Here is a 26,319-nt window from a genome sequence, read left to right on the forward strand (position 1 = left end):
GACTCTCTGGAGAACGTAACCTTATCGTACTTGTCCCGTCATCGAATGATTATGGTACAGATATGTTTTAGTTATAGACGTTTCAAGACAAAATGTCAATATTCATAGCCGCGGTATAACAGTGGCCGGAAACAAGAGATATTCATCTCACAAGATATGCTCAGCTTTTCAGAAGGTTAAAGCACGTTCTCGCTGACCTCGCGGCTCTCCAGGGCGTTCCAATCATCCTGGGACAGCAGTTCAAGCTGTGCTTCGACGAGAGTCCGGAAACGGGTGCGGTAGATGGAGGCTTGCTTACGCAATTCTTCCGTCTCAATCGCTACTTTCCGGGATTTGGATAACGCTTCGTTGATAATCCGGTCAGCGTTCTTTTCCGCTTCCTTGATAATCAGCTGTGACTCCTTTTTGGAGTTGTTCTTGACATCATCTGCCGCCTCCTGCGCGACGATGATTGTCTTGGACAAGCTTTCTTCAATATTCACAAAATGATCAAGGCGCTCTTGAATAGACAATAGCTGATTGTGCAGCTCCTTGTTCTCACGAATGACACTTTCGTAATCCTTGATTACCTGATCCAGAAATTCGTTGACCTCGTCTTCATCATAACCGCGGATTCTCCGGGAGAATTCCTTGTTATGTATATCGAGCGGCGTTAATGGCATGCTGTGCACCTCCTAGAAATTTCGGACCTCTTATGCCCATAAAACATAATTTGTCCCGGCAGACAAAGAAGAAAGACTGTACTTTAAGAAGAAACGAACATGCCTGCCTGGATAAAGCGGCAAGTGTTTCTGCAAGAAAAATAAGGCTGGTTATCATTCCGAATGCCGTTTAAGGATCCGCCTCTTCTACAAGTATCGGCGCCCAGCTTTCAAAATGTTTGCTTCCCTAGAGATAATGAATTTCGACAAGCAAATCCGGATTCCTGCAAACGATTCAGACAAATTTGCCAACCTGAACCCGGTAACGGCCTTTTTTCGTCAAACTTCCGATCTCCAGAACCTTAAACCGGCCAAAACCTTGAATGGAGACCATATCGCCGTCTTTAAGTCCACAGGAGGGGTCTTCCTCTACCTTCCAGTTCACCCGGACCCTTCCTGCTTTGATCGGGGCAAGTATCTTGCTCCGGCTGAGCCGGGTCACATCCGCAGCGATCCCATCAAGCCGCAAGGAAGCCACGGTCAACTCCATCATCTCAAGTTTAACCTCACTGCTCCGCAAGCCGGACAACGGCAGAATCTCTGTGCTGACATTAATCCGGTGCACTCCTGTTAAATTCACGTCCAGGAAATTAGCGATATCCGCTGCCACTACAACATGACAGCCATCCTCGAGCACATGTATATCGCCGATTTTGCCTCTTTTGATGCCCAGCCCAAGAATTGAACCCATATAGTCGCCATGCTCCAATGCTAAAAACTTCTGTTCCCCGGAGGTGATGGCAAGCACCTTGAGTTCCATATCTTCTTCTGAAAGGTCACGGTAATCGGGTGCCACTATTGCCCGCTTCCGCTCAGCATTTTCTGAGCCGCCCTCCCATCTTACAGCAACATCGGGATGACGGTTCACAAGACTCTGCAGAATATAGCCCTGACGGGGATCGAGAAACTCAGTCAGCTTGAGCTCATGATACTCTCCTGCATGAGTGACCCATTCCCAGGCCTTGTCCACAAATTGCCGTTCGTCAGGGTGAAAATGACCATAAATTTCATTCTTCATGTCATTAACGGAGCAGCAGGCCCACAATGGAGTGCAGACCGCCTTGAGCAAATTGAAGCACGATCAGCGCGATGATCGGGGAAATATCTATCGTTCCGAACAGTGGCGGAATAATCCGGCGGAATGGACTCAGATAAGGCTCCACGAGCTTGCCGAGCAGTTCTCCGATGAAATTGTCACGGACATTGGGAAGCCAGGACATGAGGATATAGAAAAAAATCATGTAGTAGTAGATCTTGAAAAGCAAGTTAATAATTAAATCGATTTGGGACAAAGCCCGTTCACCTCATTCTGTTGTAGTCTTGATCGTCACCCAGAATTTCCGATATGGAACCTTGAATTTCGACCGTATCCGGTGTGCACATAAATATATTGCCCCCAATTTTGGAGATTCCTCCACCCAGGGCATAAACAGTTCCGCTGAGAAAATCAATAATCCGCATCGCCTGGTCATTACGCACGCGCTGCAAATTAATTACGACCGTGCGGTGCGAACGGAGATGGTCGGCAATTTCCTGAGCCTCGTCATAAGAACGGGGCTCATAAAGCACTACCTTCACATTTTTTTGCGAATGGATACTGACGACGTTGGCCCGCTGGTTTTTGCGGTTTTCTACAGGGGCAGGCTCGTATTCATCCTCTTCACGGGAAATCTGCTCCCGCTCCACAATTTCCTCTTCCTCCTGCAAGCCCAAAAAGCTCATAAACCGGTTCATCACGCCCATCAAGCTCCCTCCTCATGACCTACTAATACCGTTCCCAGGCGCACCCAGGTGGCTCCTTCCTGTATCGCCACTTCAAAATCATTCGACATTCCCATCGACAGCTCTTGTATAGGCTCAGGTGTCAAAGCTAGCAGATTGAGCGCATCGCGCAGTTCGCGGAGTCCGCGAAAGACCGGGCGGGTAAGCTCGGGATCCCCTTCATAAGGCGCCATCGTCATAAGGCCGATTACTTTCACATTATGCAGAGGAGCGATTTCACGCAAAAATTCAGGCACCGCTTCAGCAGATAAACCAAATTTCGTATCTTCTCCCGAGATATTCACCTGAAGGAAGACGTTTACGTCTATACCGGCGGCTTCAGCCTTCTTGTGCAATTCCTGTGCCAGCGATAACCGGTCCAAAGAGTGTATATATTGAAATTTGCCGATAACGTCCTTTACCTTATTGGTCTGCAAATGACCGATGAAATGCCATGTGCCTTTGTTGCCCAGGGCGTTCCATTTATGTTCGGCGTTCTGCCAGCGGCTTTCGGCAATGTCCTCAAGACCCGCTTCCAGTACAGCGGATACCGTTTCCAGCGATACATATTTCGTCACTGCGATAACCTTGACGTCACTTGCATCCCTGCCGCTTGCCGCGCAAGCCCGTTCTACACGTTCCTTGACCTCGGCTATTCTTTCTTGCAGTGTCAAACCCAACTTTCAGCTCTCCTTTATTCCGATCCAGCTCGTCATTCTTCCTGTAACCCCGTTTTCCTTACGGTATGAGAAGAAGAGATCACTGTTACAGCTTGTACACCAAGTTGTACATTCGATATGAGTCGGCAATATTCCTGCTTTAATCATAATGCGTCGATTCATTTCTTTCAAGTTCAGCATGCTTTTGCTGTCATCTGCATCCGACCTCCTGTATAAGACCGGAGCGTTCTCAGCCAAATTCAGTGTGCTAAGTTCATCCTCCAACCGGTGGACATGATTCATTACATAATCATCGACCTCATAACAGCATTCACCGATAGAAGGTCCAATGGCTGTCAGGATCTCCTTTGGACGGCTGCCGTAGACCTCACCCATTGTTCTGACCATAGCCCCGGCAATTTCTGCTACAGTCCCTTTCCAGCCGGCATGCGCAAGACCGGCCACCTGCCGCAAAGGATCATAGAAATATAGCGGCACACAGTCCGCATAAAAGGAAGTCAGCAGCACCCCCGGCACATTGGTCAGCAGCCCATCAGTGGACTGAAAGGCGCTTGCTCTGTCCAGATTGCCGTATCCTTGGTTTTCTTTGGTAACAACCGCAATATTTTTCCCATGAGTTTGTTCCCCGCATGTCCATGAATCCAGTGTAAAACCGAGACTCTCGGCGAGCATCCTCCGGTTGCTGATCACATCTTCCACGTCATCGCCTACATGAAGAGCACAGTTGAAGCTTTCATACGGTGCCTTGCCCGCACCACCTTGTCTTCCTGTGAATCCGGCAGTAATTTGGGGATGTGCTGAACACCACCGCTCCAGATGAAGCTGCACAGGCGTTCTGTCGATTTGTACGAACGGTTCCATCTTCTCACCTCCGCCTAAGTGTACCACAAGACCTCCCACAAAGTGATGTTCAGACTTCGGAGCCCGGTTATGGGCCCCATTTCTTACATAAGCTCTATACCCGTTTCCGTCAAAAAAAGACGCACCCGGTTAATATGTGCGCCTTTCACTGCGGTCCCCCCGTTCCAAATACATCGTTTCCCGCTCTTCCTGACCTTGGGGCATTCTGGACTCCTCTATCTTTACGAGCACAACATCAGCACCAATCTTAACGATATTCCTCCAGGGAATGATCAAATCAGCGCCACCTCCAAAGAGCCCCATAAACCGTGTATACCCGGGCACAATGATTGCATCAATAACTCCGCGGCGCAGATCGAGCTCCAGATCACTGATTTGCCCGAGCCGCTTGCCGTCGACAATGTTAATGACATCCTTGGTCTGAAAATCAGAGATTTTCATTTTTTTGCCTGTGCCTATTGAATCCTCGTTCACCTCACCACCCCTGTACTTTCAGACATATAGTCCAATATATGTTGCTCGGGCTTGGCAACATGCAATGCAATATATATTTTCCAATATAGTTCTACATACAAAGGGGTATCCATAAGGGTTTATAGCCCCTTGGATACCCCTGCTTCATCTATCGCTGTTACTCAGGTCTTCACATGCTTTTGCATTTGCTGGATGGCCGATTTCTCAAGTCTGGAAACCTGGGCTTGAGAGATCCCAATCTCATCGGCGACCTCCATCTGGGTCTTGCCCTCGAAGAAACGCATGGACAGTATCCGCTTCTCGCGTTGTCCCAGTTTGCGCATCGCTTCCCGCAATGCAATTTCCTCAATCCAAGAGACATCTTTATTCTTATCGTCACTAATCTGGTCCATCACATAAATCGGGTCCCCGCCGTCATGGTAGATTGGCTCAAACAAGGAGACCGGGTCCTGGATGGCGTCTAAAGCAAAAACCACATCTTCTTTCGGAACTCCCAACGCCTCGGAAATTTCAAAAATCGTCGGCTCCCGGGAATTCTGGTTCGTCAGACTGTCACGCACCTGCAGGGCCTTGTATGCAATATCCCTGAGCGAACGTGATACCCGAATCGGGTTATTATCGCGTAGATACCTGCGGATTTCACCGATAATCATCGGCACTGCATAGGTGGAGAACTTCACATTTTGCGATAAATCAAAATTATCGATGGCTTTCATCAACCCGATGCAGCCTACCTGGAACAGATCGTCAACGAACTCTCCCCGATTATTGAACCTTTGAATAACACTAAGAACAAGTCTAAGGTTACCATTTACCAATTTCTCTCTGGCGGATCGCTCGCCCTGCTGCTGCAGCGAAGTGAACAGCTCCCGCATTTCCACGTTTGTTAGAACGGGCAGCTTGCTGGTGTCCACACCGCAAATCTCGACTTTATTTCGGGTCATGATGATTTACCTCCCAAGGAGAAACATTACTGTACATTATCTCCCCGGTCCGGCATTTTATTCCTTGCTGATTTATGCTTACACCATCTTGTTAAACTCCTTGCGCAGCCGCTTGATAATTCTTTTTTCCAGACGCGAAATATAGGATTGGGAAATACCCAGCAGATCGGCCACATCCTTTTGCGTTTTTTCTTCTCCCCCGCGCAGTCCAAATCTTAGCTCCATAATCAGGCGCTCCCGCTCACTCAGCTTTTCCAGTGCCTTCTGCAGCAGCTTTCGGTCCACTTGCTCTTCGATGTTACGGTAAATGGTGTCGTTCTCGGTGCCAAGCACATCGGAGAGAAGCAGCTCGTTGCCGTCCCAGTCAATATTTAGCGGTTCATCAAAGGACACCTCACTCCGTGTCTTGCTGTTGCGCCGCAAATACATCAGTATCTCATTTTCGATGCAGCGTGAGGCATAGGTAGCCAGCTTGATTTTTTTCTCCGGATCAAACGTATTGACTGCCTTGATTAGTCCAATGGCCCCGATAGAAACAAGATCTTCAATGTTAATGCCGGTGTTCTCAAATTTCCGGGCAATGTACACAACGAGCCGCAGGTTGCGCTCAATCAGCATAGCCCGGACGGCCGCATCGCCGCTGGACAGCCGCTGCAGCAAATACTCCTCCTCTTCCCTCGTCAAGGGAGGAGGCAACGCCTCGCTTCCACCGATATAATAAATTTCCTGGCTTTTCAGCCCCAGCAGAAACAGCATGCGGTAATATTGCAGTTGCAGCGCTAACTTCCATTTGACCATTCTTGTTCCTCCTCCAAGAAGTACACAGTAACCCTGTGATATTTCTTATCCCATCCATTTCCCTGCTGCCCTGCCCAATTCCCTTTGTCCGATATTAGGATTGAAATGCAAATGCTTCTGCGGTTATCAGCATGGCAGCGCCGCGTCAGCAGCCTGTTCTCTTTGGGCGAGGTCAGGGTGTATGACCGCCCGGTACGCGCCGTCTCCCGACAGTGTCCCGCCATCCAGCCCGATGAGCACCCTTTTGCTGTAAAAGGTCTCCTCACCCAGCTGTATCTTCACAAGATCCGGCTTCAGCGCAAGCATAAAGGATGAACCACGGTTGATGCCCCTATAAGGGACAAGCCGCATCCTATCCTGCCAGGCAAAAGACTGCCCGTCCGTTTCCAGCAGAAGGGTGTCTGCGCTCGTCTGTGTCAGCCTCCCTTTCCATGAAGCAGGCAGATGGCCTTCCCAGAGCGACGCCTCCATCACCATTACCGGAATCCGCGTCAACGGATCACTGAGCCGGTTCCCTGTATCCAGCAGCCCTGGACAGACCACAGTTACACCGTCAATTTCCACTGTTACCTCACCAATATACGATTCGAGCTGCTCCCTGCGGACCCGTGAAGAATGGAAGAGCTTAAAGAGGAGCAGTACCAGCGGTAAGACCGCAAGCACAAACCAGAAACCGATCTTCATCCGGTATGCTTGGCCTCCTGAAGAGGTAAACAGAATACCGTTCCAGATGTCGCCTGAGCTCTGCAACAAATAGTGAATACCTACAATGCCGCCGGCTGCTGCAAAATTAATAATATAAAAGGCCCCCAACACGCGGAGGTAGCTTTGCAGACTCCTGAATCCAAAGGCAATCCACAGCATGACTACCGACAATCCGAATTTAATGAGGAAGGTATAGAGAAAAGACAGCTCCGGTACGAACATCATCACTACATAAAGCGCGCCAACCAGCGCGGAAAGCGCCAGTCTCCACCAGGAGACCTTAAGTTTAACCAGCCAGCCTGTCAGCCATAGAAGAATGCCATCGATCAGCAGATTGGCAGCGAAAATCAAGTCAATATAAACTACCAATGCATTCACCTGCCTAAGGGCTGCTCTCTATCCTCAAGGCCAGGGATCAGGCTCTCTTTTTGGACGATAAGATTAGTATAGGAACTCTCGCATTCAAAGTCTGTCTAAACTTGGGGGGCGTTCTTAAGGTTTTTTTGTCGAGTTATAGCGTGACAGAGTTAACTTGAGGGGTTGGAGCGGCTCGAGGCTTATCATTACAGCATAAAAAAGCCAGCCTCTAAATCTAAAGGCTGACTTCAAAATCCCTATTCTTAAATTCGCTTCATAGACTCTAATTCTTCATCTGTAAGACCCGTTGCCGTTCGGATCGCATGATAGTCTAGTCCCATCGCAAGCAGATTTCTGGCCACTTCCAATCTTGCTTCTAATTTCCCCTCTAATTTCCCTTCCAGCTTGCCTTCTAGCTTGCCTTCTAGCTTGCCTTCTAGCTTACCTTCCAGCTTACCTTCTAGCTTGCCTTCCAGCTTGCCTTCCAATCTCCCCGCCAGCTTGCCTTCCGCCTTACCTTCCTCTATACCCGCAGCTCTTCCTACCGCTCTTCCCTCAGCCAATCCTTTGGCAAAGCCCTCTGTAAGCGCCCCGTCTCTTTGCGAAGCCTCATCCAGCAAAAACTTCTGGCGGGCTTCATACTTCATGCGGGCCTCCTCATCCTGGCTCAGGAATTGCAGCGTATCCATTGCCTTTTTCAAGACAGGCTCATTCATGCTAAGCACCTCCCAATTCGAATCGTCTATTCCTTTCAGAAACAGCAGCCAATTGACCAAACCGCCTTCACCGGGAACAGGCGTATGCTCCAGCTTCGGCAGCTCCAAGAAATGAATTTCAATATCGTCTGCGAGCGGAGTTCCATTCCTATCTTCCCGCAGATGAAACACACTATGAGTATGCTCATTGGGCAAAACTTTATAATTTAATATATTGATGGTCACACATTTTTTGAGATCTTTATACTTGCCTGTCTCCTGCAGCTGCCCCGAATATCGTTTGCTCCAGTAATAGAGCGTGCGTTTCTCAATATCATATTTATTAAACAGCTGCATTTCAATATTAATCAACTTGCCTTCCTCGGTCTTGGCCCATATGTCGAATATCGATTGCTTATCCAGCAGATCATCCTTATCCGTGTATGGATTCAGCAGCACCACTTCATTCAGCGGAGGTTCCCCCGCATCCGAAAAAATACCGTTAAGAAAAGCCAACAGCACATCCTTATTGCCCTCGCTTGCAAAAATACGTTTAAATACAAAATCAACCCGGGGATCAAGCAGTTTCATTGTATCCTCTCCCGTTACTAGTATTATAACAGCCGGTAAACCAAAAAGCACCGTATCCACCCATAGCTGATCGCTAGGGAGATACGGTGCTTCCGTAAATCTATTTACACTATACTATTTTATTAGTCATTATTGCCGCGCGTACGGTTGCGCAGGAATGTTGGAATGTCCAGCTGGTCTGAGGCCGTCTGATTGCCAAACGGACGCAGATTGGCATTCTTATCAGGCGCAGCAGGTTCGCTGCTCGCCGATGGACGGCGGGCCGGAGCAATAGGTGAAGGTTTGTGTTCAAAGCCGGTAGCGATTACCGTAACTTTGATTTCATCCTTCATGCTTTCCTCAATGATGGCACCAAAGATCATATTCACTTCAGGATCCGAAGCAGAGGTAACGATCTCGGCTGCTTCATTCACCTCATACAGGGAAAGGTTGGAACCCCCTGTAATGTTCATGATCACGCCGCGAGCACCTTCAATGGAGGTCTCCAGGAGCGGACTCATGATCGCTTTGCGGGCCGCCTCCGAAGCACGGTTCTCGCCAGTGGCGATACCGATACCCATAAGCGCTGAACCGCGCTCCGTCATAATTGTCTTCACATCGGCAAAGTCAAGGTTGATCAGGCCGGGAACCTGAATAAGGTCGGAGATCCCTTGCACCGCCTGGCGGAGTACATTATCCGCTTCACGGAATGCCTCCAGCATTGGGGTTTTCTTATCCACAATTTCCAGCAGTCGGTCATTGGGAATCACGATCAGTGTATCGACCTTTTCCTTGAGCGCCTCGATGCCAAGCTCTGCCTGAGTTGCACGTTTTCTGCCTTCAAAAGTAAACGGACGGGTCACGACGCCAACCGTCAATGCTCCGCACTCTCTGGCAATCTCAGCAATCACAGGCGCTGCGCCTGTACCGGTGCCGCCCCCCATACCAGCGGTAACAAATACCATGTCCGCGCCTTTCAGAGTATTTGAAATCAGATCACGGGACTCCTCGGCCGCTTTCTTGCCCACCTCAGGATTGGCACCCGCGCCAAGTCCCCGGGTCAGCTTGTCCCCAATTTGCAGTTTATGCTCCGATTTGGCCATATGCAGCGCTTGGGCATCTGTATTAACTGTGATGAATTCCACACCCTGAACGCCATTTTCAATCATCCGGTTGACAGCATTGCTACCGCCGCCGCCCACGCCGATGACCTTTATTTGCGCCAAGCTCTCCATTTCAAAATCAAATTCCAACATATTGTTCCATCTCCCCCTCAATGTGCTTGGATGGCCAGTCCAAGTATATCTGGACTTACACTTATATGAACTCGCTGAACATATTCTTTAGACGTTCCACCAAACCCGGCTTCGATACAGCTTCCTGATTTGGAGCTGCATTCTGCTTGTTCCGGTTGACCGTCTTTTTATTCCCGCTGCTGCTGTTTCCGCGTCCGCGGAATCTGCGGACAACGTTATGCAGGATGCCTACTCCTCCGGTAAATCCGGGATCGCGGACTCCGATATAATCCGGCACCGCAACGCGCACAGAGGCTGATAGTTCAGTCTGGGCTGCTTTTAATACCCCCGGCATAGATACAGTACCACCCGTTAGTATATAACCTCCGGGAAGCTCATTGTAACCAAGCCGCTTCACTTCCTGACGAATCAGATGGAAGATTTCCTGCACTCTCGGTTCAATGATCGCCGCAAGATCTTCCTGATTAAATTCTTTTTCCACATTGCTGCCGATCCGGAGCACCTTGAACACTACGTCAGAAGCGGCGTCGTCAATCCAGGCGCAGCCATACTTCAGCTTCACCTTCTCCGCCTGATCAGTAAGTGTACGGAGACCGTATGCGATATCATTGGTTACAAATTCTCCGCCGATCGGGATCGTGGAGGTGGCACAAAGGGAACCTTCTTCATATACGGCTATCGTCGTTGAGCCCGCACCGATGTCAACCAGCACGGAGCCCATTGATTTCTCATCTTTGGAAAGCGCCAATCCGCCGGCTCCAAGAGACATCAGTACAAGATCTTTGACTTTAAGTCCTGATTTCTCTACGCAGCGAAGCAGATTATGTATTGGCGTTTTGGCCCCGGTAATAATCGTCGCTTCCACTTCCAGACGAACTCCGATCATCCCGCGGGGATCCTGGATTCCTTCAAGGCCATCGACGATATATTGCTTGGCGACAACATCAATTACCTCGCGTTCAGGAGGCAGTGCAATAACTTCTGCTGCCTTGATTACACGATCGATATCATCTTCGCCGATTTCACGATCCTCATTCTGAACGGCCACGACACCATGACTGGATTGAAGCCCGATATGATTGCCGGAAATGCCGACATAGACCTCGGATATTTGTATACCGACCATTTGCTCCGCATGATCTACAGCACTCTTGATCGATTGCACAGTCTGGTCGATATCTACAATCGCACCTTTTCGTATTCCTTCCGAATCAGCAGATCCAACGCCAATAATATTAAAGGTTCCATTAGTAACTTCCCCAATAATTGCCCGAACTTTGGATGTACCGATGTCCAAACTAACAATGATGTCATTGTTGCTCAAGCCCTATGGCACCTCCTGTTATTATCAAAATGAAATGTAAAGCTGATTTAGTTTTTGGTTTCCATTGAAGAAAAACTTCTCTGTACATATTCAACATCTCTAATCCTTTCCCTCTTTTTTCTACAAATTTTTTGAGTGGGATAATATGACAAGCATCTCGCATGAAGACAGCAGCTGCTAGAAACCTGAAAACAGGCATTTTATTACATGAAATATAAGTGTAATAAAGAAATGTCATCCATATTTGATACTTCATTTCAAAAAATCCGAAGAAAAAAGAGGGACGTTGCCTATTGCCCGTAAAACCGATTGTAGCATTTTTTTCTTACTATTAGTAGGGCCTATTTACTCTTGCGTGTCCTCTTTCACATTCTCCTCTTTTACAGGTGCAAAAGGAACATAGGAATCCGCTTCAAGCATCTTGATCAGTCCGGGCTCCTCTGTCTCTATCACTTGATTTAAATACTCTACTTTATCCTTAAGCAAAGAAATTGCCGTAATGACTTCAAAATGCGAACGGGTATACAGCTTGATGCGGTCTGGAAAGGATAATGTTGGTGATGGCACAATCTCGGAAATGTCACTGGTCAGTTCATTCGGAATACTGGCGAGAGCCTGGCACAATTTGGCTTTATGGGGATCATCTTCCCCCCAGCTTGTCAAGATCGGCTTCTCCACCGCAATGCCCGTTTCATTCACGGAAACAGCAGCGCCGCTGGATAGAATAGCCTCCAGTATGCCATCTTGATCCAATTCATAGGCCACTGCAGGGTACTCCTTAATACTGATGGTGACTAGTCCGGGAAATTTTTTTTCCACACTGGCCTCCTGAACCGTCTTGAGCTCCTTAAGGCGATCAGCCACTGCATCATTAGAGACGGCAAAATACTGTCCTCCGAGGGCAAGTCCGCTTTTCTCAAGCAGCACCTCACGGGTGGAATATTTGTTTCCCTGAAATTGGATCTCTGTAATCCGGCTCATTGACGAGCGGAAGAAAATCACGGCCAACAGCGCAATAAACAGCAGCAGCAGAATGAAAGTAATCTTTCGGCTCATTTTTTTGGTAGGCTTGTCCTCTTTAAGAAGAGGTAAACGGGTTTTTGGCATCTCATATCTCCGTAATAAGGCCCTGTCTCCTTCCCACGCATGAAGCTGAAGGAGACAGGGAGCTTTAATTGGCCAAATCAAACGGACCCGGCACAGGTACTTTGCGGCTGATGCGTGCACCCAGCTTCTGAAAGAGCTGCTCAATGCCGTCATATCCGCGGTCAATATGATGCGCCTGCTCAACAACCGTGGTTCCATGAGCGGCGAGTCCGGCAATCACCAGGGCAGCTCCCGCCCGCAGGTCGGTTGCTTCCACCGTTGCTCCATACAGTCTCTGCACCCCGCGGATAAACGCACGGTTCAGATCAATGGAAATATCGGCGCCCATCCTGGCCATCTCCTCCACATGCTTGAAGCGTCCCTCGAATACCGTCTCTTTGATGACGCTGAATCCGTCGGCCAGCGACAGCAGCACCATTACCTGAGATTGGAGATCTGTGGGAAAGGAAGGGTAGGGAGAAGTAACGATTCGTTCCACCGCACGGGGGCGTCCCATGCAACTGATATTAATTATATCATTGCATACGGTGATTTGAACACCAGCCCTCCTAAGCACATGGATCAGGGAGGTTAGATGCCCGGCATTGGTATGGGTCAATGTAACGTTGCCCCGCGTGGCGGCAGCGGCAATCATGACCGTTCCGGCGACAATCCTGTCGGGAATAACCTCGTACGTACAGGGATATAGCTTCTTTACACCTTGAATCGTAATGGTATCGGTACCGGCACCTATAATCTGGGCACCCATCTGATTCAGGAAATTCTGCAGATCCTGAATCTCCGGCTCTCTGGCCGCACCCGATATCGTTGTCGTTCCTACTGCCATGGAAGCAGCCATCATAATGTTCTCCGTGGCTCCGACACTAGGATAATCAAGATGTATATCGCTTCCCTTAAGTCTTGCGGCCCGGCAGGAAATCCGTCCATTACTCTCTTCAATTTCCGCCCCCAGCTGCTTCAGTCCCTGCAGATGAAGATCAATCTTGCGCTCCCCGATCGCACAGCCTCCCGGCTGATAAATCGTCACCTCTCCAAATCTGGATAATAACGGTCCCATCAGAAAAATAGACGATCTCATCTGCCGCATTAAATCCTCAGGAACATGGGAAGTGCCCAGCATTGACGTGTCAATGGTCACCGTCTCGTCTTCATGCACGCCCCTGCAGCCCAGCCGTTCCAAAATATTCAGCATTGTTTCGATGTCCAGCAGCTTCGGCACATTATGCAGTGAGTGAACTCCTTCGGCCAGCAGGCTTGCCGCCAGGATCGGCAGCGCCGCATTTTTTGCTCCATGGATACGTATGGTGCCTGACAGGGGGTTTCCACCCTCAATCACCAATTTGTCCAATGTATCACCTCCGAGATTACCGCTCACCCACCACAAGCACTTCCCGTACAAGGAGCAATGAAATGTGCGGGATGGCCCTCCCGCTTTGTCATCTCATAAACCGGAAGTGCCCTGGGTGATTGTCACGATTATAGGATTATCCTATGTTCATAACCCCGGGTGTGTGACAGTGGAGGATAACAAGAAGAGTAACGCACTAAGGACTGGTCCGGCACGGAGAATTGCTTGCTGTTCACCAAGAAACTCACAACCTCTTAACTAGAGAAAAAGTGCGCATTTCCCGGCCTAATTGACTGTTCATGTAAGCGGGAAACAACATCGACTTCAGTTATACATCACCCAATAGCCTGCAGAAGACCTAGGCTTTACGGTTGGCCACGAGCCTGCGCAGCTCAGCCACGACCAGCGAGGCGGAATCTCTTTTGCCGAGACGTCTTGAGGCTTCCGACATGCTTCTCTGCACATCTTCTGCGCCAATAATATTCTGTACAGCCGCCAGCAGGGTCTGGCCGTTCAGATCCTTCTCCAGCAGTACAACCGCCGCGCCTTCACGTTCCAATTGTCTAGCATTTGCTTCCTGATGATTATTCGTCACGTTGGGTGACGGGATAAGGACGGAGGGAATACCCAGTGCCGTAATTTCTGCAAGAAAAGATGCGCCTGCCCGGTTCACAATCAGAGAAAGACAAGCCAGAACCTCGGGCATATTGTGAATATAGGGAAGGATATGCAGCCAGCTTGGCTCGCTTCCCAGCTTTTGACGCAGGGCTTTCCGGGTTTCTTCGAAATAGGACTCGCCGGTAACATACACATAATGAACACCATTACCCTTACCCACATAAGGGGCCATCTCAATCATCGCCTGATTGATGGCCTTAGCCCCCCCGCTGCCTCCGACAACCAGCACCACTGTGCTGCCTTCAGGAATGCCCAGTGATGCGAACCCTCTCTGAGCGCTGGCAGTCGTTACGGTAGTTGCCCGGGGATTGCCTGTATAAATGACGTTTTTGCCTCCCGGAAAAGCCGATTCAGTCCCTTCAAAGCTTACGGCAACTGTGTCAGCATACCGGCTAAGGAAGCGGTTCGTAAGCCCGGGAATGGCATTCTGCTCATGAATCAAGGTCGGAATTCCAAGACGGGAGGCCGCATAAACGACCGGGCCGCAGACATAGCCCCCAGTACCGATCACGACATCCGGTTTAAATTCCCTGAGCATTTCTTTGGAGGCTTTAACCCCCTTGAGGAAACGCATGACTGTCTTTACATTGTCCATGGAAGGCTTCCGGCGGAAGCCCGTAATATCAATCGCCTTGAATGGAATTTTCTCCTGGGGAACGATTTTGCTCTCCAGACCACGCTTGCCGCCGATATACAAAAAGGCAGAGCCCTTGTCTTCCTCTTCCAGCTGTCTGGCGACGGCGACGGCGGGATAAATATGTCCCCCCGTACCCCCGCCGCTTAATACGATACGCATGTCTCTCACCTCGCATAACGGGATAAATTCAGTAAAATACCGAGTGCTGTAAGCATCAGGGTCAGCGACGAGCCTCCATAGCTGATCAGCGGGAGCGTAATGCCCGTTACCGGCATCATGCCGATGACAACACCGATGTTGATGATGACCTGGACAGCCACCATACAGACGATGCCTACGGCCAGATAACTGCCGAAACGGTCAGGCAGGCTCATCGCCACCTTCATCCCGCGCCAGATCAGAATCAGAAACAGCAGCAATACCGCCAGCCCCCCGATAAATCCGAGCTCTTCGGCCAATATAGAAAAAATAAAATCAGTCTGCGGCTCCGGCACGTAACTGTACTTTTGCCGGCTCATGCCCAGTCCAAGACCGCCAAGGCCGCCTGGTCCAATCGCATACAGTGACTGGATAATCTGGTAACCGGCGCCGAGCGGATCCGACCAGGGATCCAGGAATGCTGTAATGCGCTGCAAGCGGTATGGTGCGGCAGCAACCAATCCGGCGAACCCGGCGATGCCGGCCACTCCGAGTGACAGCAGATGCTTCATCCGGGCTCCTGCTGTGAACACCATCATCAGAGCCGCACCGAACATTACTGTACCAGTGCCCAGATCCGGCTGCAGCATAATCAGCCCAAAGGCAGAACCAATCAATGCCAGGGGAGGAAGCAGCCCGCGAGTGAAGACGGAGATATCATAATCATCCTGTCCCAGCCATTTTGCCAGAAAAAGAATCATCCCCATCTTCATAAACTCGGAGGGTTGAATTCCGAAGGAGCTGATGCCCAGCCAGCTCCGCGCACCGCCGCGCACAACCCCGATTCCGGGAATGAGCACCATCACCAGCAGAACGAAGCAGATGATCAGAGCAGGCTTCGCAAATTTTTTGAGCACCAGATAGTCCGTGTTGGCAGTAACAAACATTGCCCCGAGACCCAGTCCGGCAAACAGCAGCTGCCTTTTAACAAAATAAAACGAATCGCCATAATTGCGGAAGCCCAAAACGGACCCGGCGCTGTACACCATCACCATGCCGATTGCCAGTAGAGCCAGAATCGGAATCAGCAGCCAGATATCGGGCGCATGACGGGATTTCTTCATCAGGAGCACACCTCTTGCATCCGTAGTAGGGGCTTATCCACCCCCCTACTTAAAGGTTATGCACCGCCTCTTTAAAAATACGCCCGCGCTCCTCATAGGAAGTAAACATATCCCAACTTGCACAGGCAGGAGACAGGAGAACAACATCTCCTTCTTCCGCAAGAGCGGAAGCCTCCCGGACAGCCTGCTGCAGCACGGCGGCGGCGCTCTCCCCATTATCGACGGAGATGATGTGCTTTACTCCTGCCATTTGCGCCACACTGGCCAGCTTGTCCTTTGTTTGCCCCAGGACCACCAGCCCCTTCACATTGCCGCTGAGGACAGGCAGAAGCTCCATATAATCGGACCCGCGGTCGAGTCCCCCGGCGATCAATACAATCGGCTCGCGGAACGAAGCCAATGCCATGGAGGTGGCTTTGGAGTTTGTTGCTTTGGAATTGTTGTAGTAAGCGGCGCCAGCCTTATCCGCCACATATTCCAGACGGTGCTCCACCCCGCGGAAAGAAGCCAGCACAGCCCCAAGATCCTCCGGAGCTGCTCCGGCAGCGATGGCGATTCCGCAGGCAGCCAAGGCATTCTCAACATTGAACCGCCCCGGCAGGCCAATGGAATCCACCGTGGCAATCTCCGTCTCGCTCTCCGAATAATCACGATAAATGATTACCCGATTGTGGTCATCTTCGGTATCCGGCACAAAAGAGGGACGGACAAAGATGCCCTGAACCAGCTCCTCCGTCATGGAGAAGGGCAATATGCTGCCTTTGATGTAAGGAACCAGGCCCCGGCAAACCGGATCATCCCAGTTCAGCACAGCCGTGTCAGAAGGCTCCTGGTTAGCAAACAGCTTCGCTTTGGATGCCACATAATCGTCCATATCGCCATGATAATCCAGATGGGTTTCGGCTACGTTCAGCAGAGCACCCACCTTGGGACGGAAGGTCTCCGTCCCTTTAAGCTGGAAGCTGCTTAGTTCGACAACCATCCAGTTGTCCTCATCCGCCTCCAGAGCGGCCTGAGAGAGCGGCGTACCGATGTTGCCGGCAACAATCGGCTTCATCCCTGCGGCCTCCAGCATGCGGCCTACCCAGGTCGTAGTCGTTGTCTTGCCGTTGGAGCCGGTAATACCAATCATGGGGGCGGCACAGAGCCGGTAAGCCACCTCCACCTCGGTCACAACCTCGATGCCTAGCTGCAGCGCCTGCTGCACTGGAGGAACAGTGTAGGGAATGCCCGGATTTTTGACCACCAGGCTGACACCTGAATGAATCAGTCCTTCCGGATGCCCGCCGCATATAACAGAAATTCCCAAAGTTTCCAGTTCGGAAGCTTCGGGACTTTGATCTCTTTCCTTTTTATCGTTGACCATAACTACCGCACCGCGCTCATGCAGCACTTTGGCCACCTGGACGCCGCTTTTAGCCAGCCCCAGGACGACCACCTCTTCCCCACGGTACATATCCGGATGTTTCATTGTTTACAACCCCTTGCTGATATATAGTCCTACTGCCGCCAGCACAAGGCTAACCGCCCAGAAGGAGACAACGACCCGCCATTCCGACCAGCCGCCGAGCTCAAAGTGATGGTGGATCGGGCTCATTCTGAAAATGCGCTTGCCGCGCGTTTTAAAGGAGGCTACCTGCAAAATAACAGACAACATCTCAACCACAAAAACTCCGCCAATCACAACAAACAGCAGCTCGGTTTTGGTCACAATCGCAATAGCCCCGATCGCACCGCCAATTCCGAAGGAACCGAAGTCTCCCATAAATACTTTTGCCGGATGGGCGTTAAATACCAGAAAACCTAACACCGCCCCGATCATCGCCGCTGCGCAGACACCGGCAGCAATCGAGGTAGCCTGCATGGCCACTACGGCAAAGGCGGCAAGCGCAATCGCGCTGACACCCGACAGCAAGCCGTCTACTCCGTCAGTAAAGTTTACTGCATTCGTGACCGCCATCATCATGAGGATAATAAATGGATAGTAGAACCATGCGCCCCAATCGAAGCTGATGGAGGTTCCCGGTATGCTGATGCCTGTATTATGGCCGGCGTTAATCAGCAGAACGCATAACACTACCCCGATCAGCAGTTGACCTGCCAGCTTTTGGCGGGCTGTAAGTCCCAGCGAACGCTTGAAAGCAATTTTAATATAATCATCAAGGAAACCAATCAGCCCGTAGCCGAGCGTTGCTACCAAAAGGACATAAAAGTCCGAATTCACCACGGAAAATTTCAGAAAAGATAAAGTGAAGGCCACCATAATTATGATGCCGCCCATGGTAGGCGTTCCAGCCTTTTTCAAATGAGTTTGCGGTCCGTCATCACGAACCTGCTGTCCGAATTTCATCCGTCTCAGCAGCGGAATGATCAGCGGAGCGGCAATGACCGCAAGGATAAAGGACACAGCAATCGTCAGCAGCAGCAGTTGATAATCCATGGGTACACCCCCTCCAATATGTTAAGTTTGCTCAAAATGTTTGTTTAGGCTGTGCAGTACTTCTTCCAAGCGCATCCCTCTGGAAGCCTTGAACAGCACAACATCGTCGGGACTGCATTTCCCGATCAAGACTGAAGTCAGCTCCGCTTTGTCCGTAAAAGAAAAAACGCGTTCTGCTCCGAATTTGTCCCTTGCCGTCTCAGCAATGTGGGCGGAGAGGGGTCCATAGGCAAAGACCAGATCTGTTTCCTCAGGATCGAGATAAGTCCCGATCTCTTGGTGGAACGGCACTTCATCCGGACCAAGTTCCAGCATGTCCCCCAGCACGGCGATTCGGCTGCCAGTGCATTTCATAGACTGCAGCACATCAATCGCTGCTTTCATCGAGGTAGGACTAGCGTTATAAGCATCATTCAGCAAGGTGAGTCCCGAAGAGGTCAGCATCACTTCAATCCGCATGCCGGTTAGCTTAAGCCTCTTCAGCCCATCCTCTACGTGGTCATCAGTTACGCCGAAATGACGTGCAACCGCAAGCGCGGCCAATGCGTTGACTACGTTATGCCTGCCCGGCAGCGGGAGCGTATAGGCGCGCTCCTTATGGAGGTAACTTGTAAAGGTCATACCTCCGCTATGCGTCATCATCCCGGTCGGATAATCATCGTTATCCGTAGAGATGCCGAAACGCAAGGTATGCATTCCCTCCGGCGCATGGAAGGAGGCTTCAGCCATAACCTCAGCTAGCAACGGCTCATCCCCGTTATAGATCAGCAGACCTCCCGGCTTCAGCCCTTCGGCAATCTCCAGCTTGGCCCGGGCAATCTCCTTACGGGAGCCGAGCTGCAGCAAATGGGATTCACCTACATTTGTGATGACGGCCACATCAGGCGCAGCAAGCGAAGCGAGCAGGGCGATTTCGCCCCTTGAGCTCATCCCCATCTCCAACACAGCGATCTCCACATCCTTGCGCATAGAAAGGACCGTAAGCGGCAGTCCGATATGGTTATTGAAATTGCCTTGAGTTTTATGGACCTTAAATTGTCCTTCAAGCAAGGCTGTAATCATATCCTTGGTAGTCGTTTTGCCGTTGCTGCCTGTAACCGCAACAACCTGCGGAGCAATTTCGCTCAAATAAGCAGCAGCCAGCTTCTGCAGTGCAGACAGCGTGTCTTCTACCAGAATAACCCCGCCGCCTTCAGGCGCAGTCCCCTTATCCTTCTGCCATAGCGTTGCGGCCGCTCCCGCAGCCAAAGCTGCAGCACCATAATGATGTCCGTCAAAGTTGTCTCCGGCAAGCGGAACGAACAGACAGTCAGATGTAATTTTGCGGGAATCGGTAACCACTCCGGCAATCTTTACATTCATATCTTCAGCGGAAAACACTTCTCCCCCGCACATGTCAGCGATATTTCGCAGCGTTCTTGTAATCAATAGCTTCGGCCCCTTATCACTTCTTTGGCGACAATGCGGTCATCGAAATCATGAACCACTCCGCCGATCAACTGGTAGGTCTCATGACCTTTCCCCGCAATCAATACTACATCGCCGGGGCTTGCCATTTCAATAGCTTTTCTGATCGCTTCCCGCCGGTCGGGAACCATTTCATAACGTTCCTGTGCTACCCCATCCTCTTTCAGTCCTGCTTCAATATCCCGCAGGATCAGCAGCGGATCTTCGGTCCGGGGGTTGTCGGAGGTCACAAATACACTGTCGCTGTATTTGGCTGCGATCTTCCCCATCAACGGCCGTTTGGTGGTATCTCTGTCGCCGCCGCAGCCAAAGACGGTAAGCACTTTGCCGGTGGCGAATTCGCTGACTGCCTTCAACACATTTTCAAGGCCATCCGGTGTATGGGCATAGTCAACGATAACCGCAAAGTCCTGCCCCTCATCCACCGATTCCACCCGTCCATCCACACCTGGCACAGACTCTAAGCTGGCTTTGATCTCTTGAAGCGGCACATCTTCGAGAAGTGCAGCAGTGATAGCAGCAAGTGCATTATATACGTTAAACTTGCCGACCATGCGCAGAGAAATGTCTGCCTCTCCCTTAAACGTATCCACATGGAAAAATGTTCCTTTGGATGTGATTGAAATTTGTGAGGCCCGGACATTTGCCTTGCTGTCAATGCCGTATGTAATCACTTCCGCTGCTGTCTGGGCAGAAAAATAGGCGCTCGCCTCATCGTCCGCGTTAAGTACGGCATATTTGCGCTCTTCTTTCCAGGGAGAAATAGCGTTGCCGAGACGGGAGAAGAACAGGCCTTTAACGGCGCGATACTCTTCCATTGTATGATGATAATCGAGATGATCCTGGGTTAAATTCGTAAATATCGCCGTACGGTAATCCGTCCCCTTCACGCGTCCTTGCTGCAGCGCATGGGAGGAGACCTCCATTACGCAGCAATGTACACCTTTAAGCACCATATCTTGAAGCGTACGCTGCAGTTCAAGCGACTCCTGCGTGGTGCCTGACATCGGATAACTTTGTCCGTCGTATCGCATTTGAATGGTTCCGATCAGTCCCGTTTTTACACCATGGTCCTGCATGATCCGTTCAATCAGATAAGTGGTGGTAGTTTTACCGTTGGTGCCAGTGATCCCTATCATTCTCATGCGGCTGCTAGGAGATCCGAAGAAGACATTTGCCAGCACGGACATAGCAAACCTGCTGTCGTCCACTACGAGCTGGGGCAGATCAATATCCAGCCTCCGCTCGCAGACGATGGCAGCGGCTCCACTCGCGGCAGCCTGGGGGGCAAATTTATGCCCATCCACAGTATGTCCCGGCAAACAAATAAATAAATCACCCGGTTTCACCTGGCGGGAATCCGTCTGAAGATCGGAAATCTCTGTTTCACCATCGCCGTATAGGCGCGAAGCTGCAAGACAAGAAGATAATTCATTAATGTTCATAGCAATCCCTCACTCTGCTTTGTCGTTCTTATGATTCACCTGAAGACCCCATATAAATCCTGATCGTCGAGCCTTGTTCGACTCTAGCTCCCGCTTTGGGGGCCTGATTGACTACGGTATTGCCTGAGCCTGAACGCACGAGCGTAAAATTCATGTTGAGATCTTCATAAATATCCTGAACTGTGGCGCCTGTCAGATCGGGAACCGTCACAATCGGAGTCTCCCCGTACTTATAGGTTTTGGGAAGCTGGTCTTTACGCTCCGGCACCTTCAAATAACGCAGGGAATCCTCAAGAATGTTCTGTACGATCGGAGCCGCTACCACGCCCCCAAACTGTATGCCCTGTGGATTATCCACCGCAGTGTACACAACAATCTGCGGGTCATCCGCAGGCGCAAAGCCTACAAAAGATACGATATGCTCCGTAGGAGAATATCGGCCATTGATTACTTTCTGTGCCGTCCCTGTCTTGCCCCCCACACGGTAGCCGTCAATAAATGCCGGCCGTCCGGTGCCTTTGGCAACTACGCTCTCAAGGGCAGCCCGCACCTTCTTCGAGGTTTCCTCTGAAATAACCTGCCGCACTTCTTGCGGCTTCACTTCTGATACCGTCTCACCGGTATCCGGATTAATCCATGCCTTGGCAACATGAGGCGTGTACAGCTTACCGCCGTTTATTGCCGCAGACACTGCCGCAATCTGCTGAATCGGCGTAACCGATACCCCCTGGCCAAAAGCTGTTGTAGCGAGTTCCACCGGCCCCACCTGCGAAGGCTTGAACAGGATGCCGCTTGCCTCCCCGTTCAAATCGATCCCCGTCTTCGTGCCAAAGCCGAAATCACGGATATATTTGAACAAGGTATCTTTGCCAAGACGCTGGCCCATCACGACAAAACCCGGATTGCAGGAATTCTCCACCACTTCGAGAAAGGTTTGGCTGCCATGGCCGCCTTTTTTCCAGCAGCGCAGCTTCGCCCCCCCGACCTCAATAAAACCGGGGTCAAAAAAATGCTCATGCTGCAAATCCACCTTACCCTCCTGCAGTGCCGCAGCCAGGGTAATAATCTTGAAAGTCGATCCTGGTTCATACGTCATCCATATCGGCAGATTACGGTTATAAACTGCCGCATCGTATTCCTTGTAAGCGCCAGGCTCATAACCCGGCCGGCTCGCCATTGCCAGAATCTCGCCATTTTTCGGATTCATGGCAATAGCCCAGCTGCCCTGAGCCTGATATTTCACCATTGCCTGATCCAGCTCACGCTCCATAATGGACTGGATCTGCTTATCAATGGTCAACTGCAGACTCAGTCCCTCCTGGGGTTCGAAATACTTCTCAGAGGAGCCAGGCATTAACCGGCCGCCTGCATCAGACAAATAAGATATTTTCCCGTCAATTCCCCGCAGCAGTTTATCGTAAATATTCTCAACGCCGGTGATGCCCTGATTATCAATTCCCGTGAACCCAAGAATATGGGCAGCCAAATCCCCGTAAGGATAATAACGTTTGTTGTCCTCAGCGACAACGATGCCCGGCAGCTGCAAATCACGGATACTTGCGGCAAGCTCCATCGTAATTTTGCGGCCGCCGGGCTGTAACTTCACCGAAGACTTCCCTTTAGACAGCAGCGTCACTAGCTTCACCTCAGTCATGCCGAGTAGTGGAGCCAGCTGTTGTGCTGTTCCTTGCTTATCCTTCACCTGCACAGGAACCGCATAAATCGTAGGCGAGCTGACATTATAGGCCAGTGACGTCCCTTCACGGTCCAATATTTCACCGCGTTTTGCAGTAAAAGGTATGTCACGGCGCAGCAAATTTTCCGCCTTGGCGCTGAGTTCTTCGCCTTTGGACAACTGCACATAGGCAAGACGCACGGCCAGAGAGCCGAATAATACGGCCAATCCCAGCAGCGTCCACAGCATTCTCTGCCGAGTTACGACTTTCGAAACCTTCATTCCGTTCTCCCCGCTTTCGCTCGTATAGACATGATCTCTTATCTCATGACTATTCGGGACAAACAGGGCTTAGAACAGCCTGTACGATTGCCGCTCGTAAGCTAATCGGGCTAACACGGTTTTACCGCTGCCGGAACGGCTTTGGTTCACTTCTTTAAATAACCTGAGATCCCCGGCTACTCTTCCGCTGCATCCTCCGCCGGCTCCGTAACCGGAATATCCTCACCGTATTCATTGATCGGATTGAGCTTCAGAGTAACCAGCGGCTTGCCATTTTTGATACCTTCCGTTTGCCCGGAGACATACCCTTCACCATCCACTGCAATGCCGATCTTCAGAAGATTGAGAATTTCCAGCGCATCCCGCAGGGATTGCCCGCGCAAATCCGGAATGGTCTGTTTGTCACCCTGCTGAGTTAACAGGTAAATGCGCTGTCCTGTTGCAAGCACAGTTCCTTTCTCAGGGTACTGGCTGACCACAGTAGCTCCTTGACCGACCGCTTCAAAATCATATCCCCCATTGATAAGCAGCTCTCTGGCTGCCTTCACGGTTTTGCCCGTCAGATCAGGTGCCTTGCGCTGTACAGAGGCTTGCGCCTTGACCGTTTTCTTGCTGCTGCTTGTATCGCTCGTGTCACCTATTTTGGGCACGCCCATATAGGGCAGAGCCTGGGATACAATCTCCTTGAACACTGGCCCTGCTGCGACACCCCCGCCGGCAGCGTCGGCAGGCTCGTCAATAATGACATAGACCGCGATCTTCGGATCATTAACCGGTGCGTATCCGAGAAAGGAAGAGCGCACCTTGTCCCGGTCATAACCACCCTTGCCGTCAGGCTTGATCGCCGTCCCGGTCTTGCCCGCCACACGGTAGCCCTCAATGTAGGCGTATCTCCCGGTCCCATGCTGCAAATCCGCAACAACCTGCTCCAGATAGCTTCCGGTCTCGCGTGCGCTTTCCTTCGAGATAACCTGACGCACAACCTCAGGCTGAGTGACTGTTGTCTTCCCGGTATTCGGATCGGTAATTTCCTTGACGACATGCGGTACCATCAGCTTGCCGCCGTTCGCAATCGCTGCCACCGCCGTAAGCTGTTGGATCGGAGTAACTTCCAATTTCCCGTGACCGAAAGAAAGTGTGGCATTTTCCGACACATTGTTTGGGTCGGGGTTGACACGCCCGATGATTTCTCCCGGAAGATCGATGCCTGTTTTATCTTTGAAACCAAAATCAGTGATATATTGCAGCAGCCTTTCCTTCCCAAGCATTTCATAGCCGAGCTTGACAAAAGCTACGTTGCTGGAACGTTTTACCCCTTCAAGATAAGTGATTTCACCCCACCCTGCTCTCTTGATGTCAGGAATAGGCTTGCGCAAACCCTTGAGTTTGATTTGGCCGGACATGAAATAGGCATCCGGATCAAAGAGGTTTTCCTCCACCGCACCGGCCAGCGTTACAATCTTGAACGTCGACCCCGGCTCAAATCTCGACATGATGGCGTGGTTATAGAAGTCCCCCGGTTTCGTTTCCGAATTCCAGAATTCATTGGGATTGAAGGTAGGCAAATTGGCCATGCCCAGAATCTCCATCGTGTTCGGGTCGGCGGCAATCACACTTATGGATTTTGGTTTATACAGCTCATAAGCTTTTTTCATCGCTTCTTCGATGTAATACTGAATGGTGCTGTCGATGGTCAGCTTGAAATCACTGCCGTTCACGACAGGCTGAAAAGTATCCTGTGAGTCAGGCAGCTTGAATCCTTTGCCGTCACTCTGGTAATAGAGCTTGCCGTCGACGCCTTTAAGCTGCTTATCGAAATATTTCTCCAGACCCGCTATGGCAATGCCGTCTCTGTCGGTATAACCCAAAATATGCGCGGCAAGTGTTTTCTTGGGATAATAACGTCTCTGCTCCCTGACCGTGCCGACGCCGGTTTCGAGAATATCATGCTCCTTGCGGAGCTTTTTGATAAAAGCGTCCACCTTGTCCTTCATTTCCTGATCGATTTTCCAGCCTTCGGTGCGGACCTCGCGATTCTTGAGAAAATTGCCTTTATCATCCTTGGCCTCAACCAGTATCTTCAACTGATCCACCGGCTTGTTCAACAGGTCATGCAGACCCTGAATCACTTCTTCCCCGATTTTCAGCTCAGCAATGACCGCAGGGTCCACCACAACGGTATACGCCGGGACATCACTAGCCAGAACAATGCCATTGCGGTCTTCGATCGTTCCCCGCACCGCTTTAATTTCCGAAGTATGAGCCCACTGCTTGGCCGCCTTTTCCTGCCAGGACTCGCTTTGCAGAACCTGTATCCAGAAGACCCGGGCGACTAAAACAAGAAAAAAGAGGGTAATACACCCTCCTATAAACAGCGTGCGAAGTTTTATTCTTTTTACCATAAGGAAACCTCACAAACTCTATTATTGCGACTTCTGCCAATCGCTATTGGTTATCTCCGTCAGTTGAAGTACTACCCACCGGCACATAAATAGTGGTATCCTCAGGCGGCTGCACGTATCCCAGCTTTTTTGCCTTCTCGATTACCAGCTGCTCTAAATTCTGCTTCTCCATCTGATATGTGGCAATCTGCTTTTTGTTGTTTGCAATTTCGCTGTCCAGCTTCTGAGCCTGCAAGTTCAAATCATAAATGTGGACGTAACGCCAAATCAGGGCGACAGCCACCAGCACGAATGCTCCCAGTGTCAGCATATACATCAGCTTCTCCTGCAGTGGAATCACCATCCGCCTAGTGACAACTTTTGTCTTCTCGCGGTAAAGCGGGTTTACCTCTTCTTTTCTCTTGGGCTTGACTGCTAAATTGCCGCGGGTATAGGCCATCTCTGACTCTC

General features: G+C 50.7%; 25 protein-coding genes and 1 other annotated feature (1 of these 26 running past the window's edge). All 25 genes read right to left on the minus strand.

Annotation, left to right across the window (positions count from 1 at the left end; translation table 11 throughout):
* Nucleotides 1-51 (minus strand) — a binding site (T-box leader) (it extends 228 nt beyond the left edge of the window).
* A gap of 125 nt (nt 52-176) precedes the next feature.
* The 25 genes from NST07_RS26250 to NST07_RS26370 all read right to left on the minus strand — a co-directional run bounded on the left by NST07_RS26250 (nt 177) and on the right by NST07_RS26370 (nt 26,308).
* A complete protein-coding gene (locus NST07_RS26250; protein ID WP_038595344.1) occupies nt 177-662 on the minus strand; it encodes a DivIVA domain-containing protein in 486 nt (161 codons plus the stop codon).
* A 274-nt stretch (nt 663-936) separates the two neighbouring features.
* Nucleotides 937-1,719: a YlmH/Sll1252 family protein gene (locus tag NST07_RS26255; RefSeq protein WP_341095416.1), complete on the minus strand. Its 783-nt coding sequence runs from the start codon at nt 1,717-1,719 to the stop codon at nt 937-939.
* 4 nt (nt 1,720-1,723) lie between these two features.
* Entirely contained in the window at nt 1,724-1,993 is a 270-nt protein-coding gene (locus NST07_RS26260; protein WP_341095418.1) for a YggT family protein, read from the minus strand.
* Between the two features lie 7 nt (nt 1,994-2,000).
* Nucleotides 2,001-2,444, minus strand: a complete 444-nt coding sequence (locus tag NST07_RS26265) for a cell division protein SepF (RefSeq protein ID WP_341095420.1) — start codon at nt 2,442-2,444, stop codon at nt 2,001-2,003.
* On the minus strand, nt 2,444-3,136 hold the full coding sequence (locus NST07_RS26270; protein WP_341097756.1) for a YggS family pyridoxal phosphate-dependent enzyme: 693 nt from the start codon (nt 3,134-3,136) through the stop codon (nt 2,444-2,446). The genes NST07_RS26265 and NST07_RS26270 overlap by 1 nt, the downstream gene beginning before the upstream one ends.
* A gap of 9 nt (nt 3,137-3,145) precedes the next feature.
* Entirely contained in the window at nt 3,146-4,003 is an 858-nt protein-coding gene (pgeF, locus tag NST07_RS26275; protein ID WP_341379518.1) for a peptidoglycan editing factor PgeF, read from the minus strand.
* Between the two features lie 129 nt (nt 4,004-4,132).
* Nucleotides 4,133-4,444 carry a YlmC/YmxH family sporulation protein gene (locus NST07_RS26280; RefSeq protein WP_038600462.1) on the minus strand — a complete coding sequence of 104 codons (312 nt, stop codon included), beginning with the start codon at nt 4,442-4,444 and terminating at the stop codon, nt 4,133-4,135.
* Between the two features lie 194 nt (nt 4,445-4,638).
* Entirely contained in the window at nt 4,639-5,421 is a 783-nt protein-coding gene (gene sigG / locus NST07_RS26285; protein ID WP_038595349.1) for an RNA polymerase sporulation sigma factor SigG, read from the minus strand.
* A gap of 78 nt (nt 5,422-5,499) precedes the next feature.
* Complete coding sequence (gene sigE, locus NST07_RS26290) at nt 5,500-6,219, minus strand: RNA polymerase sporulation sigma factor SigE (RefSeq protein ID WP_038595351.1); 720 nt, start codon at nt 6,217-6,219, stop codon at nt 5,500-5,502.
* Nucleotides 6,220-6,345: 126 nt separating this feature from the next.
* The gene (gene spoIIGA, locus NST07_RS26295; protein WP_340896974.1) at nt 6,346-7,293 is read right to left on the minus strand and encodes a sigma-E processing peptidase SpoIIGA; all 948 of its coding nucleotides are present in this window, start codon (nt 7,291-7,293) and stop codon (nt 6,346-6,348) included.
* A 251-nt stretch (nt 7,294-7,544) separates the two neighbouring features.
* On the minus strand, nt 7,545-8,567 hold the full coding sequence (locus tag NST07_RS26300; RefSeq protein ID WP_341379520.1) for an Rpn family recombination-promoting nuclease/putative transposase: 1,023 nt from the start codon (nt 8,565-8,567) through the stop codon (nt 7,545-7,547).
* A 122-nt stretch (nt 8,568-8,689) separates the two neighbouring features.
* Nucleotides 8,690-9,802 (minus strand): cell division protein FtsZ, encoded by a 1,113-nt coding sequence (gene ftsZ / locus NST07_RS26305; protein ID WP_341095427.1) that lies wholly within the window; start codon nt 9,800-9,802, stop codon nt 8,690-8,692.
* Nucleotides 9,803-9,863: 61 nt separating this feature from the next.
* Nucleotides 9,864-11,126, minus strand: coding sequence for a cell division protein FtsA (gene ftsA, locus NST07_RS26310; protein ID WP_341095429.1), 1,263 nt, complete (start codon nt 11,124-11,126; stop codon nt 9,864-9,866).
* The gene (locus tag NST07_RS26315; RefSeq protein WP_341095430.1) at nt 11,113-11,382 is read right to left on the minus strand and encodes a hypothetical protein; all 270 of its coding nucleotides are present in this window, start codon (nt 11,380-11,382) and stop codon (nt 11,113-11,115) included. Before NST07_RS26315 ends, ftsA begins: the two co-directional genes overlap by 14 nt.
* 89 nt (nt 11,383-11,471) lie before the next feature.
* Nucleotides 11,472-12,233: an FtsQ-type POTRA domain-containing protein gene (locus tag NST07_RS26320; RefSeq protein ID WP_341095431.1), complete on the minus strand. Its 762-nt coding sequence runs from the start codon at nt 12,231-12,233 to the stop codon at nt 11,472-11,474.
* A 64-nt stretch (nt 12,234-12,297) separates the two neighbouring features.
* Complete coding sequence (murA, locus tag NST07_RS26325; protein WP_341095433.1) at nt 12,298-13,581, minus strand: UDP-N-acetylglucosamine 1-carboxyvinyltransferase; 1,284 nt, start codon at nt 13,579-13,581, stop codon at nt 12,298-12,300.
* Between the two features lie 358 nt (nt 13,582-13,939).
* A complete protein-coding gene (gene murG, locus NST07_RS26330) occupies nt 13,940-15,055 on the minus strand; it encodes an undecaprenyldiphospho-muramoylpentapeptide beta-N-acetylglucosaminyltransferase (RefSeq protein WP_342480487.1) in 1,116 nt (371 codons plus the stop codon).
* A gap of 5 nt (nt 15,056-15,060) precedes the next feature.
* The gene (gene spoVE / locus NST07_RS26335) at nt 15,061-16,158 is read right to left on the minus strand and encodes a stage V sporulation protein E (RefSeq protein WP_038595363.1); all 1,098 of its coding nucleotides are present in this window, start codon (nt 16,156-16,158) and stop codon (nt 15,061-15,063) included.
* Between the two features lie 49 nt (nt 16,159-16,207).
* Entirely contained in the window at nt 16,208-17,629 is a 1,422-nt protein-coding gene (gene murD, locus NST07_RS26340; protein ID WP_342480488.1) for a UDP-N-acetylmuramoyl-L-alanine--D-glutamate ligase, read from the minus strand.
* Nucleotides 17,630-17,632: 3 nt separating this feature from the next.
* Nucleotides 17,633-18,598 (minus strand): phospho-N-acetylmuramoyl-pentapeptide-transferase, encoded by a 966-nt coding sequence (mraY, locus tag NST07_RS26345; protein ID WP_038595366.1) that lies wholly within the window; start codon nt 18,596-18,598, stop codon nt 17,633-17,635.
* A gap of 21 nt (nt 18,599-18,619) precedes the next feature.
* Nucleotides 18,620-20,026 carry a UDP-N-acetylmuramoyl-tripeptide--D-alanyl-D-alanine ligase gene (murF, locus tag NST07_RS26350; RefSeq protein ID WP_342480489.1) on the minus strand — a complete coding sequence of 469 codons (1,407 nt, stop codon included), beginning with the start codon at nt 20,024-20,026 and terminating at the stop codon, nt 18,620-18,622.
* Nucleotides 20,023-21,510: a UDP-N-acetylmuramoyl-L-alanyl-D-glutamate--2,6-diaminopimelate ligase gene (locus tag NST07_RS26355; protein ID WP_038595369.1), complete on the minus strand. Its 1,488-nt coding sequence runs from the start codon at nt 21,508-21,510 to the stop codon at nt 20,023-20,025. The genes murF and NST07_RS26355 overlap by 4 nt, the downstream gene beginning before the upstream one ends.
* A gap of 28 nt (nt 21,511-21,538) precedes the next feature.
* Nucleotides 21,539-23,467: a stage V sporulation protein D gene (locus NST07_RS26360; RefSeq protein ID WP_341095446.1), complete on the minus strand. Its 1,929-nt coding sequence runs from the start codon at nt 23,465-23,467 to the stop codon at nt 21,539-21,541.
* A 176-nt stretch (nt 23,468-23,643) separates the two neighbouring features.
* Entirely contained in the window at nt 23,644-25,869 is a 2,226-nt protein-coding gene (locus tag NST07_RS26365; RefSeq protein WP_342480490.1) for a penicillin-binding transpeptidase domain-containing protein, read from the minus strand.
* Nucleotides 25,870-25,912: 43 nt separating this feature from the next.
* A complete protein-coding gene (locus tag NST07_RS26370) occupies nt 25,913-26,308 on the minus strand; it encodes a hypothetical protein (protein ID WP_341095451.1) in 396 nt (131 codons plus the stop codon).
* Nucleotides 26,309-26,319: the final 11 nt, after the last annotated feature.

It is taken from the genome of Paenibacillus sp. FSL L8-0340, from assembly GCF_038593145.1.
In the GTDB taxonomy this organism is placed as follows: Bacteria; Bacillota; Bacilli; order Paenibacillales; family Paenibacillaceae; genus Paenibacillus_AQ.

Bases quoted from the DNA above. Each gene is read 5' to 3' on its own strand.
- NST07_RS26250 (WP_038595344.1), bottom strand. From the start codon at position 662: ATGCCATTAACGCCGCTCGATATACATAACAAGGAATTCTCCCGGAGA.
- NST07_RS26255 (WP_341095416.1), bottom strand. From the start codon at position 1,719: ATGAAGAATGAAATTTATGGTCATTTTCACCCTGACGAACGGCAATTT.
- NST07_RS26265 (WP_341095420.1), bottom strand. From the start codon at position 2,444: ATGGGCGTGATGAACCGGTTTATGAGCTTTTTGGGCTTGCAGGAGGAA.
- pgeF (WP_341379518.1), bottom strand. From the start codon at position 4,003: ATGGAACCGTTCGTACAAATCGACAGAACGCCTGTGCAGCTTCATCTG.
- NST07_RS26280 (WP_038600462.1), bottom strand. From the start codon at position 4,444: ATGAAAATCTCTGATTTTCAGACCAAGGATGTCATTAACATTGTCGAC.
- sigG (WP_038595349.1), bottom strand. From the start codon at position 5,421: ATGACCCGAAATAAAGTCGAGATTTGCGGTGTGGACACCAGCAAGCTG.
- sigE (WP_038595351.1), bottom strand. From the start codon at position 6,219: ATGGTCAAATGGAAGTTAGCGCTGCAACTGCAATATTACCGCATGCTG.
- NST07_RS26300 (WP_341379520.1), bottom strand. From the start codon at position 8,567: ATGAAACTGCTTGATCCCCGGGTTGATTTTGTATTTAAACGTATTTTT.
- ftsZ (WP_341095427.1), bottom strand. From the start codon at position 9,802: ATGTTGGAATTTGATTTTGAAATGGAGAGCTTGGCGCAAATAAAGGTC.
- NST07_RS26315 (WP_341095430.1), bottom strand. From the start codon at position 11,382: ATGAAGTATCAAATATGGATGACATTTCTTTATTACACTTATATTTCA.
- NST07_RS26320 (WP_341095431.1), bottom strand. From the start codon at position 12,233: ATGCCAAAAACCCGTTTACCTCTTCTTAAAGAGGACAAGCCTACCAAA.
- murG (WP_342480487.1), bottom strand. From the start codon at position 15,055: ATGCGTATCGTATTAAGCGGCGGGGGTACGGGGGGACATATTTATCCC.
- spoVE (WP_038595363.1), bottom strand. From the start codon at position 16,158: ATGAAGAAATCCCGTCATGCGCCCGATATCTGGCTGCTGATTCCGATT.
- murD (WP_342480488.1), bottom strand. From the start codon at position 17,629: ATGAAACATCCGGATATGTACCGTGGGGAAGAGGTGGTCGTCCTGGGG.
- mraY (WP_038595366.1), bottom strand. From the start codon at position 18,598: ATGGATTATCAACTGCTGCTGCTGACGATTGCTGTGTCCTTTATCCTT.
- NST07_RS26355 (WP_038595369.1), bottom strand. From the start codon at position 21,510: ATGAACATTAATGAATTATCTTCTTGTCTTGCAGCTTCGCGCCTATAC.
- NST07_RS26360 (WP_341095446.1), bottom strand. From the start codon at position 23,467: ATGAAGGTTTCGAAAGTCGTAACTCGGCAGAGAATGCTGTGGACGCTG.
- NST07_RS26365 (WP_342480490.1), bottom strand. From the start codon at position 25,869: ATGGTAAAAAGAATAAAACTTCGCACGCTGTTTATAGGAGGGTGTATT.
- NST07_RS26370 (WP_341095451.1), bottom strand. From the start codon at position 26,308: ATGGCCTATACCCGCGGCAATTTAGCAGTCAAGCCCAAGAGAAAAGAA.